Raw genomic sequence first — 15,454 nt, 5'->3', positions numbered from 1 at the left:
TTTTTTCTCTCAGATTGTGAGGCGTCGCTACGTGAAATCTGTAAGCGTATCTGGGTATCACCCTTGCAGAATTTGCGTAGCGCTGCCTGCTTTATGAGCAAATGGCCAAGATTTTGCTGATTAATAACTTCATATAACGCCAATTATATGAATTTATAAGTTTAAACGTTTGACAATGTTAAAACATTAAGAAGATACTCTAAGCACCTGTTCCGAAGCTTCATATGAAATGGTAAGGTTTTTTGATAACCTAATATAATCACCTGCTCGACATAGATTTTCTATCTGAAAACTCCTAAGTTTATGATAGCATAATTATCATTCTCGATTTCAAAAGCGTAACACTCTTCAGGTTATCCTGAGGGCGGTAGCATTATGATATTTTATATACCATGATGTAATATTTATTAGGTTCATTAAATCCAATGAAATAAAAAATCATGAAAAAAAATAATTTAAAGAACAAGAAATATCAATCATTAGTAAAAAAAACAAGATCGAAATTAATAATAAGTAACAGTAATCTTCAAACGTTAGATTCAATAAAAACTGAAACCCCACCAAATATACTTCTTGATTACTTTCATGATTGCATAACTAAAAAGGATGCATCAAAAATTAACAAGAATTTCTTCCCGAAAAGTTTAGATGACTTGTATGATATAACTCACATTCTAAAAATGGGAACACTAGCAAATGAAATTGTATGGGCGATTTCTTTATGCTTGCTATTTAACACCGAATTAAGGGAGTTCATTAATTTAAGTAAAGACATTGAAACCTCAATCCTAGATGATAACCGAGAAAAGTATCAAGAATCCCTAGACTTAGTTGAAGAAAAATTTGGTCAATCAGTTTGGCTTATAGAAAATAAACTTTCACTTTCTCAACATTGGGATGGAACTGATAGTAAGCAACATTTAATTTCGAATCTCAGAAATAGTGAAAAATTAAGCTTTCTGACAGAATGTCTCATTCACTTTATTGGTAAAAGAGTTGAGGGGACATCAATACCGGGACACTTGCAAGGTGAGTTATCACGCATACTAAAGCACCAAGATTTGAAAATAGTTCATGAATATATTAAAGCTAAGGTTTTTGATATTAATAATCTTAGTATAGAGCAAATACAAGCTATTTTGTTCATTGAGTATAAATCTAGCATAATTGATCTTTATGAGTCATTAGTTTCCATTTTTCGTTGGTCAGTTGGTAATGAAGAAACATTAAATAAGCTTAAATCTTTGCTGAGAAGACCACTTAATTTCTTATATAAAGCTACCAAAGATCCAAGGCTAACTCCGATATTATTAAGCTATGAAATTGAAATTGAAGTGGATGAAAATATAGATCGAGAGGCTTTAATAGAATGCTATACTAAAGGTCAGTATGATAAAACTGTAGAACTTGCTGAAGAATATTTCAAAAATTCAAATAACAAAACTGATATCAACCTCCTTATATTGTCACTAAAAGCAGAAAGCCACACTAGTTTAGAAATTAATCTAAGTGGAATTCTTAAAGACATTTCCAACAGTTTTAGAAAAGTTTTGAAATTAGATTCAAACTCTTACGCAGCTGCATTAGATTTATATTCATTAGATGATAGATTTAAAAATCATACATGGTCGACGGTCTTAAGATTGCATGTATTATCAGAATTATCTGTAGGGAATTTTATCAACCCAAATAACTTTAGAAGAGAACTCTACTCCAGAACATCAACAATTAGTCCATTTTCACTTTTGTTGTTGACCAAGAAAGATAAAGTAGCAGAGTTGCTAAACAGTATTTTTAAAAACAGATATCCAATAACTAAGAAAATTTTTGAAATTACTATTAATGGTGAAGATTGCTCAATGGATCTAATTGATGAAATAAGTCATGAAAGATATTTGAGATACATGGGGGACTTTCATTTAAAGAATAAAAATTATACAAGTTCATTAGCATATTTTAATGAGGCTTTAAATTTTACAGGCTATGCTGAGTCACTAAAATGTCATGTTGCTATTGTAATGTGTTATATGCAGTCAGGTGATATTTTATCTGCACTTGAACACTTAACCGAAACTTATTTGAAATATTCCTCAACACCCACAGCACTTCCATTTGAAGAAATTATAAATCTCCTAGATGATCCTGACGTATGGCCAGACACAATTTGCTTGCCTATAATCTTTGCGCTTTATACAAACTATAATAACAATGATAAACTATCTCATTTGAGATATGCGTTTGAAACATTCAACTTAAGCAATAATATAGCTACACCAAATGATCTTCTTTTGAAGAAAGACTTAAACATAGAGTACATAAAAATTTATTTTAAGGTAGTATGGCGACCGGAAATAATGGGTCAAACAATAATTTATAATGGGACAAGAGAAATAGAAGAAGCAAGGATTCAAGTTTGTAAAGCATTGGTTGAAATAGATCCTAAAAACTCTAGCGAATACCAGCTTGAAATTAGAGATTTAGTAAAAAAATCCGAGCTTGCGAAAGCAACCAAACTAGTGGATCAAAGCCGAGTATATGTAGACGTCACAGCAATTAAGAAAAGACTCAAATCAAGATTGGTTGATGTATACTCTAAATATAAGAACACATTACCTACAGAGGGGAATAGTGAGTCGGAGTTTATTGAAGTTTTAGGCGATGCCTTAGGTAGAATGGACACTCATAATTCCTCAATAACACTGTTAATGTCACATTTTAATGCTACAGCAAAAGAAGACACTCAGTTCAGCGCTATGTTTTCAGAGATTACAAACGAATTTTTGATGGGGGAACATGGCTTAAATACCTATCTAAGCACTAGGGTAAGACATGGAAAGTTTAGTAATGCAATCCGTAAACCAATTAGTGATGAATATTTAGTAACGGAAAAAACAGAGGGTTCTGATGAATATTCACCAAATTTATATTGGATTGACAGGCTTTCTGAGTTAAATGAAATAGAAAAAAATAACGTTCTAATGCTTTTGGCTACTTTTGGAAAAAGAATCGACAATATAATTTCATACGTCAGGGATCAGCTTATTCAAGTTTCAATAAGAGAGGATGGGATTAATATTCAAGGTAATGCGCATGGATTATTCGAATACAGAGCGACCTCTTTTGAAAGGCTTTATTCACAGAGTAAAATGAAAAGGCACAACAATATTGACGACTTTATTGATTCATGCATAGATTTATTATGGGAAAAAACCGATAGAAATTTATTGATAGTTAAACAAGTTATCTTAGGTGATATCAAATTTGAGATTTTGAATGTTTTTGATAAATTAACAGAATCATTAGGGTTGCTAGGTTATCATCATAAAATGGGAGAGCTTCATAATCATATTGCAAGGGCTAGAACCAGCATTCAGCATCAAATATCAAATGTTGCAACATGGTTTAAAAGAAGTGAGGTTTATGATAGACCTGATTACGCTTTGGATTTCCCATTATTAATTGCTAAAAACATGGTTTCCAGTTCTATTTCTGGTGCGGATAATTGGTCTGGACTTAAGATTTCAAAAATTAGCTTCGACAATACAATGCCGGGACGAACTTTAGATGGGATGGTTGATGTATATTGCGCATCACTTGAAAATGCAATTGAACATGCAGGGCTTCCTATTAATGATTTAGAATTGGATGCATCTTTATCTTACATAAACAACACCTTTGAAATTGAACTAATAAATAATATTGAAGAATCTAAGTGCACTAAAGAAACTATAGATAAAATAACCGTTATTGAAAGCGAAATTAAGAAAATGGACACTAGGGTTAAAGTGCAAAAAGAAAAGGGGAGTGGTTTTCATAAAATCTGGTCAACAATAAATTCCCCACAATATAATTCCCCTGAGTTAATCTTTGGGTTTGAGGGTGTTACGAGGTTTAAAGTTTCAATAAAATTCATAGTGGAGTCGTCAGATGCGTAAATTTTTGATTGTCGAAGATGACGAAGATAAACTAACTACATTGATCGAATTTCTTAATACAGAGTTCAAGGATGCTTCAGTTGATACAGCACGTTCTTTTAGTAGTGGTTTAAAAGCTGTAATAACTGGTAAATCAGTTTACTCATTAATGCTACTAGATATGAGCATGCCAAATTACGATGCTTCTATGTCTGAACCTGGTGGGGGTAAACCAGAAGGCTATGCAGGTTCTGACCTATTGGCTCAAATGAAACTAAGGAAAATCAACATACCTACTATTGTAGTGACTATGTTCGATAAGCATGGTGATGAACCTAATAGACTTTCCTTAAAACAACTCGAAATGAAATTAACAGAGCAATATAGTCCAATATTTCGTGGTTTAACTTATTATAGCTTATCGGAAAGTGGATGGCGTAGTTCTTTGAAAAGTCAAATCATGGAAGAGACTGGCAACGATGATTAGGGTCCTCATAGTAGATGATGAATACTCAAAAACACAATCAATATCTGTTTTTTTACAACAGCTAGATCCAAATGTTGAAATTGAACATTCGACTACTTCTCGCGATGCCCGATTAAAAATAAGAGATAACCAATATGATTTGATGTTACTCGATATCAACCTTCCGGTAAATATTGGTTCTCAGCCTAACAGGCTAGGTGGCATGGAGTTGTTTGACATGATAATGCTTGACTCGTTCTCCAAAATACCTTCTGATATATTTTTTATTACAGAAAAAGAGGATTCTTTAGAAGAATACTATCAAGAAGCCAGTATGAGAGGCGTCAGTATTTGTAAGTTTTCAACTTCATCTGTGGAATGGAAAATATTTATGGAAGGCCGATTCAAGCTGGCCTCCCATAAGTCTAAAAAATTTAAAAATATTAATCCTGAAGTAGATATTGCCATCATTACAGCATTGGGCCCTCCAGAATTAGATGCAGTATTGAAGTTACCCTATGATTGGAAGAGTAAAAGATTTAGTGATGACCCAACCGGCTACTCATTTGGCACAAAAAAATTGTCTTCTCGTACTTTCAACTTAGTTGCTGCTTCAGCAAGAAGAAAAGGAATGCCTGCCTCTGCATCACTAGCAATGAAAATGATTGAAAGATTTAAACCGAAAGTCATAGTAATGTTAGGGATTTGTGCTGGGGTGAAGGATAAAGTTAATATAGGCGATATTATAGTTGGAGACCCTCTCTGGGATTGGGGGAGCGGAAAATTAGCACAAGAACAAGACGGGTCGAAAGTCTTTCAAGCCTCACCCCATCAAGCATCAATAGAACACCGTATATCTCAACTAGCGATGGAAATTGGAGCTCTTCCAAGCTTTGCAACACAAATAGTTCAAGGTTGGGCAGGAAATTTTCCTCAAGGAAGGCTTAACGTTCATGTGGGCCCATTAGCTTCCGGAGCTCAAGTGATTGCAGCAGACAATGCTATGGTTGATATCATTAAGCAGAATCGTGATGTCTTGGGTGTAGATATGGAAGCTTATGCTGTGATGACAGCATCTGATCATTCAAGAAATCCATCACCTATAGGGCTAGTTGTAAAATCTGTTTCTGATTTCGCAGATTCTGAAAAATTAGATTGTTGGCAAGAATACGCAGCATATACGAGCGCATCTTTTTTTGATTTATTAATAAGTAATGATTACTTTCCAATTAGATAAAGGGGATTCAAATGTCTGACAATTCTTTCGAGCATTACTGGAAGTACTTTGAAATTCATACGCAACAAAGAATGATAGTTTTCAACTTTTACTTAGCAATTGTAGGACTGGCCTCGGCAGGTATAGGAGTTGGACTTCAGCAAGGGATTAAATACAATTTCCTAACATCTTCCATTGCAATATTTATGGCGCTAGTCTCTTTTATATTTTTTAAACTAGACCAGAGGGTTTCTACATTAATAAAGCGTTCTGAAAAAGCACTGATTTTCTTTGAAGGGAAGTTTTCAAGTGAGCACCCTAAAATATTTCAAAGTGATGATCTGGATAGCAATTTGAATTCAGGATTAACAACTCCATGGAGTTTTGGTCGTTGCTTTCGTATATCTTTTTTTCTTATAGGAAACATCAGCTTGGTCATGTCTTTTATACCTTATTTAGTTAACAAGTAGCCAATATCGAATATCACCTTCAACAACTTCAGTCGATCATGGCTTGATCCGAAAAAAATCTTATTCTATAGATTGATAATTGACGGGTGCATTTTGTTAACTTATACGTTTGTAGAGAACAGAGTGTTAAACTACTTACAATAATATTATGAAAGGTATAAAATATGGATAATGGTATCGATATACTACTCTACGTTGCTCTAAGCGAGGAGTTTGATGTCATCCTAGAGACTCTAGGACCCGATTTTAAATTACAAGAGATGGAACACATTGCTCTAACTGGTTTCATCGGCAATATTGAATCTCCTGCTCTTAATAGAAACTTTAAAGTGGGAGTATTCGCGGCTGGAAAAATGGGCAATACCCGTTCAGCTAGCCTTACTTCAGCGCTTATTGAGACGTTAAATCCTGCTAACATTGTAGTACTGGGCTTAGCAGGATCACTTGCAAACGACATGGAACCAGGAGATGTATTTATACCGGATGCTGTTAATGAGTACATGGCAAATTCTGCAACCAATGGGGAAAGTAACAACTGGAGCTTCACTACTTCAGGTAACCAATTTCAAAGCTCGTTGAGACTACTCAACAGGTTTCAGTCGTTCGCACATACCAGCGGCGGGTATTACAAGCAGTGGCAGAAAGACACGGAGATTGCTCGAGCTGAGCTTATTTCGCAAAATGTACAGCTTGATCTTATTAACAAATCCCTGAAACTACGAGGAGTTTGTAAGCTTTTTGCCGGTGATGATCGCAAGCTGGCTAGTGGCCCGGCAGTAGGCAAGAGCAAAGGATTTGTTGATTGGATCCTCCGTGAACACGATCGTAAGGTTGCGGCCTTAGAAATGGAGTCGGCTGGTGTACATGATGCAGCGATTATTCGCACTCATACTCCTCGAACAATTGCTATCCGCGGCATATCTGACTACGCGGACGCAAGAAAAGAAAAAATTGAAGAAATCGCTAAAAGTTTTTTTCGAGATTTATCTGCTAGAAACGCTGTTTCTTTTTTTATTCAAGCTCTCCGCGCTGGGCTATTCGGTTCGGATACAGAAACGACACATGTCGCGTCATTAACTTCTGCAGATGTTAGGCTTGATTCTCGAGTGAAATCTGTGTTCGTCATAGGTGGTCGCACGGGTGAAACCGCTGATGTTGATGCTGAACTCCCTCGTTTACATAAGGTGTCTTTAACTCTTGGCAGTGTTTTAGCCAAAGCAAAAGCACAGCTTCTGATATGTAGTCCATTTCCTGATTCGATCGACTATTACGCAGCAATGGGTTATGCAGACACCAATTGTGGTGGAGTAATTCAGTTCCATAGTCCCACTCATTCATCGGTTGAGGAAAAGCGAAGCCTTCTACGTCAAACGCTTGGCCGGCCTGGCCTTGTTATCCAAGATTGGAACTATCCCGGTCCAGAGATAAATGAGGACGATGCATGGTTCCAATCATGGTTTTTAGCCCAGATTCAGGCGCTTGAGAAAGCTGATTTAGTTGTTGCACTGGGAGGAAAGTTTTCACAAACGGCGAGCACACTTTTGCATTTAGCTGAGGCAAAAGGTCTTCCGATCATTCCATTCGCATTCCTTGGTGGAGCAGCGAAGCGCTCTTACGAGCGCCGGGATTGGTCTCGACTTAATCCAGGATTCGACGCCAGTATTTTGTGCGACGTTGATGGCGTTGAACATACAATAGAGATCGCTAATCGGCTCATTATGGATCGAGTGCAGCCGACCCGACTCACAGAGCGGCCTAAAACGGTTTTCGTTAGTTTTGCCCGCCAGGATTTCGCAATGGCGAAAACCCTACGTACAGCGCTAGTAAAAGAGGGTATTGAGGTTTTGATTGGTGATGATGAGATTAAGCCAGACCAGATGATAACAGCATCCATTGAACAAGCCATTCTTCGCAGCGAAATTTGTGCAATTCTTTGGAGCCGTCAATATGCACAAAGCCCATGGTGCTATGATGAAATTAGTCTGGCTATCAATCAGCAGGAGTATGGCAAAATCAAGGTATGGCTTTTCAATATAGACGATTCTCCGATTGTACCGGTTCAGGCGCGAAAGCTGTCCGCTATCTCTATTAAAAACGAGCATGCGATGCAACATTGTGTTCGTGAGCTTTTGGAAAAGTAATAGGTAGGCTAAATGATTTTAACCTCATAACAGAGTTTTCGAGTAAAAAAGCCATGTTTGCAAGCTCCTATAGTAATTTCTGCATGAAGGATGTCTGATACTAAGCATTAAGGGTTGAGCTTAAAGTAACAACAGTCTGTAGTCATTGGTTTGAATTTCATTAATGACTGGCGGCAGGCAGGACTTGACGAATACATGAAAATTTGAACGCTAAAAAATTGAAGCCCAGCTCCAGACCTCATTTGTTCATTTGTAATTGACGAATTTTTTATTTAACGCAAATTACAATTGTATGCATCAAGCTGATACGATCATTAACGAAACCGTGCGGCAGCAGGGTACTGAAATCGTTAGCGGCGGCAGCATCACGATGCTGGCAGGTAATGACATAACCGGGAAGATTTGATAGCTGTCCGGGATGTAGTGGGGCACTTCAGCGTCATCACTACGCAGCAATCTGACTGGCGTGAAGATGAGCGTTAATGTAAGTCTGCATATGGAATGACGTTTTAAGGCTAGCCTGCAATGAAAGTTTCAGCAAGATCTGAATATAAGGCTAGCCAGAAATTTTGTGTGTTTTTTATACATGATCGTACACAGGCTATCCTCATTTTCTGTGGATAAGTGGGTCTGGAGCTCTGCTGTCGATTTTTCTCTTCAAGGATGTGCCTGAATTGCGTCCGCAATTCAGGCAGGAGTATGCGCCACCACTCTGCTATCAGTAAGATCTCAGCGACGTTTTAAGGTCTTTTACTTCCCCTGAGCAATAGCTTTGGGCGTATTGGCCACGTTGATCTGTTTGCAGCTTTCAAGCCAGCCCGCGGTATCAATTTTACCATTTTCCAGATATTTTTGCTGATTCTGCCAGTGTACAGCAAGGAAAGGCTTCAGTCCTGATAGCCGCTTGTTGAGCGTCAGCATTTGATCAAACACAGTAACTTCATGTTTCAGACCCTCTTTACCGTAAAGGGTAGCCGCATCAACCAGACTACTGGCGTAATATCCTGTCAGCTGCTGCAATCTGTCAGACTGTTCACCCAGCTTGGCTTTACGAATCGCACAGTTAGCGTCGCTGGCGTCTTTGTTCTTACACAGCAGTTCATAGTTATGGTTTAAGAACTCAAGAAAGCGGCCATCATCCTGCAACTTGGTACACAGAAATGAACCTAAATTCAGGCTGGCGCGCATCGACTGGTCACGCTCTTCCTGTTGCTTCTGATTACTGGCGCGCAGCTGATTCTCCAGATTCTTTAATTTCTGCTTCAGATCCACGTCGTCAACGCCAGAGGCCAGGCTGCCCAGTGCTTTGGCCGTGTCTTTAGCTTCTGCATCCTTCTGTACGTTGGCCTGGTTTTCCGCCCCAAGAGATTCCCAGTTTTTTTCGAGCAGTTTGACTTTATCGGTTGAGGTGATGGTTGGCGCCACCAGCACGAGACGAAAACCGGTGGTTTTGCTGACCGAAGGCGTTGACTGATCGTAATAGTTCACTTCTTTACGCGTCGCACTGCGAATTTCTGACGGGCCGGAAAGGAAGTTGCCGCCCCGTACGACAAAGCCACCGGCCTGGCCATGCAATCGGTTAAGCTTATTGAGATAGAACGGGTTGAACATCATTTCTGACACATTACCCAGCATGTCATGCAACCCAAGCGGATTAGGTTGCAATAGGCCGATCACCTGAACTCTGCCATTGGAAGATTGAGCACCTGAAAACCATTCATAGTTTTTCATATCGTCCATCGGGTAATGCTGATCGCGAAATTCGGCACTATTCACCCTCAAACCGCCACGTGCAGCAAACTCCCACTCAACCTCAGTGGGCAGACGTAGAAAGCCTGCTTTACCATCTTCCTGCGGCAATTTATCCATGGCATTGTTGCGTAACCACCGATTATATTTGTCAGCAGCACTCACCGCATCAAACCAGCTTATGCCTGTCACCGGCAAACTGAGTTTACGCGAAGGAGTAGGGCATGTACCTTCTGTCAAAGCCTGATACTGCAAGCTGGTCAGTTCATATTTTGCCATCAGGTAATAGCGTCCCTTCGCTTTTTTCTCCGTGAAACTGCCGGCAATAAAAGCGGGATAGCTATGTTCAATCACACCCCAATCCCCATTATCCTGGCCTAGCGTAATCGGCAGATCATCAAGTGGCCCAGCCACGGGTATTTCAATCCGCCGAAATACCATTGAGCCTTCGCAGGGCATAGGCAGAACGATATCTTCGCCATCAGGTTTAGGATTCCAGTTGGTATCAGCCCAGGGTGCCGCCAGCGTAGAAGAGACACTGGCACACAGCCCGAGAGCTAACCAGTATGGCAGTGAGGAAGGCGTTAAAGTCACGAACAATCTCCGATTAAATAAGGTAGCCAGGCTCAAACTTCACGCAGACTTTGCGCAGGTTCAATATTAATAGCGCGCCAGGCACCAATGCTGGCCACCAGCAGCGCCACAACGACGGTAATCAGTAGCGCCAACAGACTGTGGGTCAGGGTTATTTTGCACAGCATCTGATTAGTCGCCTGGCCACCGGCCAGCGCGCGGTTAAAGAGCTGGCTGGCGACAAGATAAATGCTGTAGCCGCCACCAAAGGCAATCAGACTCAGCAAGCACCCCTGCACCATGACATAGCCTGCGACAGCAGGTCCGGTGAACCCCAGAAGACGCAGCACAGCAATATGTTTGCGTTTGCGATCTACGTTGGCGATAAACGAGCCGATGAGAGAAGCAATGCAGCCAATCAGGGCGGTAACAGCAATGATGTTGAAGATAAGTCCCAGCACCCGATTGATGCTTTTTACATTTTCAATATCGGCCAGCCGGCTTGAGGTTTCGATGCGCTGGGCACGCAGATCGCGCTCAAGGCTGGCAACGTGATCGATGCTGCGGGCATATAATCGAGCCCGGGCAAAGCGTGGGGCTTTCTCACTCATTGCCTGGCCGCTGCTCACACCCAGCGCCGGGGTTGCGTAGCCATCCCGGTAATGTTCCAGCATCAACAGCAGAGAAGGTCGGGTAAAGATCGCTGCCCGGTTGAAATAAGTCGCGGGTAAAATGCCGCTGACTAGTAAGCTCTTGCGTCCCCACTCCTGACGTCCATCCCGTTGACGGCTGACCCGCAGCCTGATGGTATCACCCGCTTTGACCGCCAGTTTGCGCGCGGCTTCCTGCGTTAACACCACCTCATTTTCCTGCTGAACTCTGAGGTTACCTAGCAGCGGATCGCCTGCGTCAGTCGGAATCACTTCGGCATTTTCAATGAAATGGGTGCTATCGGCCTGCAGATCGGCCAGGGTATTAAGTGAGCGCGTCTGTCCAATCGCAAAACCTGTGTCAGGGCGCTGACGCAGGTGTTCAATCCAGTCCGGATCGTAACTACCGCTGCTTAACATCCTGATTTCAAGATTGCGCGGATCATTAGCAAGCTCATCCTGTAACTGGCTGACAATGCCAAATCGCAAACCGAACAGCAGCAACAGCGGTGCAATCACCGCAACCAGCGACGAAGCAATACAAAATGAGATAATGCGATCGTGCCAGAGATCCTTAAATGCCAGGCGCACCAGCAGTAAGACACGGTTACATAACAAAGCAGCTTCCCCTATGATTAGGTGCTGCAGAGAGGCCCGCTTCACCGGAAATAGCCTGGGCAACTAAGCAGGGCAAATTGAATCGCTGCAACAGTGGCCAGTCGTGACAGACAACCAGCGCCATCATGCCCTCCTGAGCCACAAGATCGATAAAAAGGCTGAAAAGTTGCTGCGCATTATGAGGGTCAAGTGCAGCGGTCGGCTCATCGGCGAGCACCAGCGAGGGACGATGCAGAACGGCGCGGGCAAAAGCGGTTCGCTGCCGTTCACCAAACGACAACTGCGCTGGATATTTGCTGAGCAGCGGGCCAAGTTTAAGCGTATCAATCACTCTTTCCAGCATGGCCTCATCCTGCACCTTGCCGAGCAACCGGCAAGGCAGTTTAATATTGTCCTGCACGCTGAGAAAAGGAAGCAGGCCGCCACTTTGCAGTACAAATCCAAGCTGGCGTGCACGGATGTCGGCCAGTTTTGCTTGCTGATTGTGGGTGATCAGGGAAGCGACATCCAGTGACGTTTCACCCTGTAAGGTGAAGCGCCCGACGCTGGCCGGACGCAGCAGTAAACCAATGGCTTCAAGCAGGGTGCTTTTGCCACAGCCGCTCTCACCGGTCACCGCAACCACCTGCCCGGGCTGCAGACTGAGCTGTGGCAGATAAACAGCATGCGCGTCGCCCCCCTGGCCACGCATTACACACAAGTTATTAATGTGTAACATCAGGGCATCATTTCCAGTGGTACCGGATAGACGCGATCGCGCGGATCACTGCCTTTAGCAAGCTCTACCCAGCGGTCAACATCAGCATTATATTTCTGGTAATAGCGCAGTTTGGTCGAGAGCGTGCGAATGAATTTCTCCTGCGACAAGCCGTCCCAGCTTTTCCATGTCTCTTCATCAAGGTTCAGCACGTCGCTGCGGTAGGGTAGATCAGCAAGATATTCTCCCAGTACGCCAAGATCATTAATTTTGCTATTCTCCTGCTGCTTGAGCTGGTTAGGATCGGCGCCCATGGTGGCCGCCACGGAGCGCAGCCGCTCAAACATTTTTTCAGGCGAGATCATACCTTCGTTCGCCGCCTGCAGAATCTGACTCACGACATCACTCAAGTCGCTCAACTGACCTTTGGTCAGCAGGACGCGAACATCCGTGGTGGGTAAATTCTGCTTGATGAGATCGCGATCGCTGATCCATGCCTTGAACACCAGCGGTGCCTGTGTATTGTTCTTTTTACCCAGCCAGGCGAGCTGCATGGCATGACCAATAAGAGCCGTATCTTCTAGCAACTTATCCTCAGAACTCGACTTTTTGCCCGCATCTTTGGCGTAGAGCGCGCTGCCAATAGCGGGATCGCCCATATAAGCGGCTTTCACCTGTTCTGTAATGGCACCTGCCAGGGTATCAACCTGTTGGCCAAACGTTTTCAAATCGCCTGCATCAACAGATTGATAGAGGTTAGATTGGATACTGTCGAAGTTGGAGAGATCGCGGTACTGACCTTCTGCTTTCACATGGTCATCTTTGCCTGACGGGGTTTTCAGATGAAGCGTGTAGATCGCAATGCCTTTATTGCCCGCTTCAAGTCGCAGTTGTTTCGCATCAAGCCCTGTTGCTGACAGTTTGTTGGTGCTCTCAATCGCACCCGCGTCAGTAATCAAAACAATATAACGCGCGCCAAAGGGGCTCCAGTCGATGTTATCTATAGCTGAAAGCACGCCAGAGTAAGCATCCTCGTCGTAAAGCGAGCTGGATACGTTGGCCTCTTTCAGACCCGCGACTTTTTTCAGAAAATCATCGCCATCTTTCACCTGATTAGGATCGGCGAAGATCTTAGAGGTAAATTCAAGGCCAGGTACGGCTTTGGTATTTGAGCGAAAGGAGACCAGACCAAACTTTACCTGGTCCTGCAGGTGTTCCTGCTTGATCCTGTCATAGATTTTGTTGACCGCCTCTTTGGTGCGATCGATATAAGGCCCCATTGAGATGGTCGAGTCGATGACAAAAACCACAGAAGCATTAAAGCCTTTAAGCTGATTAACATCCTCGCCCGGTTTCGTGTCGGAGTCAGCCTTGCTGACGGAGGCAACGTTAAGTAAACGGGTATAGAACCCACTCTCCGTCATCACCTCCTCTCCGCTGAGGATCGGCAGCAGATAAAACTGTTTCTGCACATCAACAAAGTATTCCGGCTCCTGCGCGAGCACACCTTCTGCATGACCGTCACGTTTCAGATGCGCACGCAGCGGCGCCACAACCGAAACGGGATCGGGCGCAGAGAGAATATCGTCCAGGGTTTTCTTGTCTTTGAAGAACACTAGCCGGTCACGATTGGCTGGATTCGTAAAGGCCAGGGTTAACTGCATTTTCCAGTCAACAGTGCATGACTGCGGTAGCCAGCCAAGGGTTTTGCCGTAGCTATCTGGGCCGACTTCGACCCAATCCTGTCCCTTGATATTCGCTTTCTGGTAAACGTAGAAGCTGCTAAATGCAGGTTGCAGCGCACCTTTATCATCTCCCGCTGTGCTGCTCAGTTTACAGCCGGGTGTGGTTAATACACGTTGAAACAGCGTTTTCTTACCTTCCTGCAACAGCGGTTTATTTGCCTCTGCGGCCAGTGCCGGAGCGCTGAGAAGCAGTCCACATAAGGGCAAGGCGAAACGCAGAGCGTGCTTTGCCATCATTTTTTCAGCTCCTCAAGGCGTTCTTTTGCCTTTTGATTTTGCGGATCGGTTTGCAGCACGGTTTCATACCAGTAAATGGCAGTATCTGCATCAGGCGTATTAAAACACCCGCCTGTGTGGTGATTCTCAGGATCATATTCGCCGGCATAAGCGAGGGCGATTTTGGCATCGCCACTCTGTGCACGATTAGCGTACAGACGCTGCGCTACACCACACTGCTTTGCCTCTTTCGCTGCCTGAATCACAGCCAGTAGCTTGTCATTGTCCAGTTGCTGTTTCACGCAGTTTTGCACAAATTCAAGCTCGCTCTGGCTTGCCATATCAGCAGGCGAACAGGTGCTGGATGCAGGTTGCTTCGCTTTTGCCATTGGCGCTTCCGGCTGAGCTTCTTGTGCTGGCGGCTTCGTGTTATCACGTCCCATAAACCACCAGAGCGCACCCGCCGTAATCAGCAGAAGCAGCAACACAGCAACGATGATCGGCAGCAGAGATTTTTTTTGCCGGGCGGGCGGTGGTATGTCAGCAGGCGCTGGTTCAGGCTCTGTCTGGCGCGTCTCTTGGCTGTTGACTGCAGGCACATCAGCTGCGTGAGCAGGCGTATCCAGCACGCTGCTGCCGCCATAGTCAGCGGTTTGTCCACGCGCACCCGACGAGAAAAGCTCATCGCGCACTAACTGGAGCGTGGTATTACGGATTTCACCGGAAGATAACTGCACCTGAATCTGAACCTGGCTGGCGCTCGCCAGCAGAGGATCGAGTAAATCAGGACCAATACGAAAACCGCTGCCTTTATTGAATGGATAGCCACCCGATATAGTGAAGGTATGCGGCGCAGGGCTCCAGTTGCCTTCAGGCTGCAAATAATATTGTTCATTGTTGCACAGCGTAAAGTTCAACTCTGACAACAACGCATCTTCGCCGCGCAGGCGCACCATCAGTTGTGCAAATCCTGGCTCTGCGGGCTGGCAGGGAAAAATT

10 protein-coding genes are annotated in these 15,454 nt (G+C 43.3%); 5 read left to right on the top strand and 5 right to left on the bottom strand.

Annotation, left to right across the window (positions count from 1 at the left end):
* The first annotated feature begins 440 nt into the window (after positions 1 to 440).
* The 5 genes from F3I15_RS05660 to F3I15_RS05640 all read left to right on the top strand — a co-directional run bounded on the left by F3I15_RS05660 (position 441) and on the right by F3I15_RS05640 (position 8,207).
* Positions 441 to 3,935 carry a hypothetical protein gene (locus F3I15_RS05660; protein ID WP_150016982.1) on the top strand — a complete coding sequence of 1,165 codons (3,495 nt, stop codon included), beginning with the start codon at positions 441 to 443 and terminating at the stop codon, positions 3,933 to 3,935.
* Positions 3,928 to 4,401: a response regulator gene (locus tag F3I15_RS05655; RefSeq protein WP_150016980.1), complete on the top strand. Its 474-nt coding sequence runs from the start codon at positions 3,928 to 3,930 to the stop codon at positions 4,399 to 4,401. The genes F3I15_RS05660 and F3I15_RS05655 overlap by 8 nt, the downstream gene beginning before the upstream one ends.
* Positions 4,394 to 5,617 carry a response regulator gene (locus tag F3I15_RS05650; protein WP_150016978.1) on the top strand — a complete coding sequence of 408 codons (1,224 nt, stop codon included), beginning with the start codon at positions 4,394 to 4,396 and terminating at the stop codon, positions 5,615 to 5,617. Before F3I15_RS05655 ends, F3I15_RS05650 begins: the two co-directional genes overlap by 8 nt.
* 11 nt (positions 5,618 to 5,628) lie before the next feature.
* A complete protein-coding gene (locus F3I15_RS05645) occupies positions 5,629 to 6,066 on the top strand; it encodes a hypothetical protein (RefSeq protein WP_150016976.1) in 438 nt (145 codons plus the stop codon).
* 164 nt (positions 6,067 to 6,230) lie between these two features.
* Entirely contained in the window at positions 6,231 to 8,207 is a 1,977-nt protein-coding gene (locus F3I15_RS05640; protein ID WP_150016974.1) for a TIR domain-containing protein, read from the top strand.
* Positions 8,208 to 8,957: 750 nt separating this feature from the next.
* Here F3I15_RS05640 and F3I15_RS05635 read toward each other — a convergent pair.
* From F3I15_RS05635 to F3I15_RS05615, 5 genes are read right to left on the bottom strand one after another with little or no spacing between them, the layout of a single operon-like run.
* Positions 8,958 to 10,550, bottom strand: coding sequence for an SUMF1/EgtB/PvdO family nonheme iron enzyme (locus F3I15_RS05635; protein ID WP_150016972.1), 1,593 nt, complete (start codon positions 10,548 to 10,550; stop codon positions 8,958 to 8,960).
* Positions 10,551 to 10,582: 32 nt separating this feature from the next.
* Positions 10,583 to 11,797 (bottom strand): ABC transporter permease, encoded by a 1,215-nt coding sequence (locus F3I15_RS05630; protein ID WP_150016970.1) that lies wholly within the window; start codon positions 11,795 to 11,797, stop codon positions 10,583 to 10,585.
* A complete protein-coding gene (locus tag F3I15_RS05625; protein WP_150016968.1) occupies positions 11,787 to 12,515 on the bottom strand; it encodes an ABC transporter ATP-binding protein in 729 nt (242 codons plus the stop codon). Before F3I15_RS05625 ends, F3I15_RS05630 begins: the two co-directional genes overlap by 11 nt.
* On the bottom strand, positions 12,515 to 14,476 hold the full coding sequence (locus tag F3I15_RS05620) for a vWA domain-containing protein (RefSeq protein WP_150016966.1): 1,962 nt from the start codon (positions 14,474 to 14,476) through the stop codon (positions 12,515 to 12,517). The genes F3I15_RS05625 and F3I15_RS05620 overlap by 1 nt, the downstream gene beginning before the upstream one ends.
* Complete coding sequence (locus tag F3I15_RS05615) at positions 14,473 to 15,411, bottom strand: hypothetical protein (protein WP_223810682.1); 939 nt, start codon at positions 15,409 to 15,411, stop codon at positions 14,473 to 14,475. The genes F3I15_RS05620 and F3I15_RS05615 overlap by 4 nt, the downstream gene beginning before the upstream one ends.
* Between the last annotated feature and the right edge of the window lie 43 nt (positions 15,412 to 15,454).

Source organism: Pantoea sp. M_9 (genome assembly GCF_008631385.1).
In the GTDB taxonomy this organism is placed as follows: Bacteria; Pseudomonadota; Gammaproteobacteria; order Enterobacterales; family Enterobacteriaceae; genus Pantoea; species Pantoea eucrina.
This window is presented reverse-complemented; position numbering and strand designations above follow the sequence as displayed.

What these genes read in the sequence shown, in the direction of transcription:
- F3I15_RS05660 (WP_150016982.1), top strand. Translation starts at nt 441, where the DNA reads ATGAAAAAAAATAATTTAAAGAACAAGAAATATCAATCATTAGTAAAA.
- F3I15_RS05655 (WP_150016980.1), top strand. Translation starts at nt 3,928, where the DNA reads ATGCGTAAATTTTTGATTGTCGAAGATGACGAAGATAAACTAACTACA.
- F3I15_RS05650 (WP_150016978.1), top strand. Translation starts at nt 4,394, where the DNA reads ATGATTAGGGTCCTCATAGTAGATGATGAATACTCAAAAACACAATCA.
- F3I15_RS05645 (WP_150016976.1), top strand. Translation starts at nt 5,629, where the DNA reads ATGTCTGACAATTCTTTCGAGCATTACTGGAAGTACTTTGAAATTCAT.
- F3I15_RS05640 (WP_150016974.1), top strand. Translation starts at nt 6,231, where the DNA reads ATGGATAATGGTATCGATATACTACTCTACGTTGCTCTAAGCGAGGAG.
- F3I15_RS05625 (WP_150016968.1), bottom strand. Translation starts at nt 12,515, where the DNA reads ATGTTACACATTAATAACTTGTGTGTAATGCGTGGCCAGGGGGGCGAC.
- F3I15_RS05620 (WP_150016966.1), bottom strand. Translation starts at nt 14,476, where the DNA reads ATGATGGCAAAGCACGCTCTGCGTTTCGCCTTGCCCTTATGTGGACTG.
- F3I15_RS05615 (WP_223810682.1), bottom strand. Translation starts at nt 15,411, where the DNA reads ATGGTGCGCCTGCGCGGCGAAGATGCGTTGTTGTCAGAGTTGAACTTT.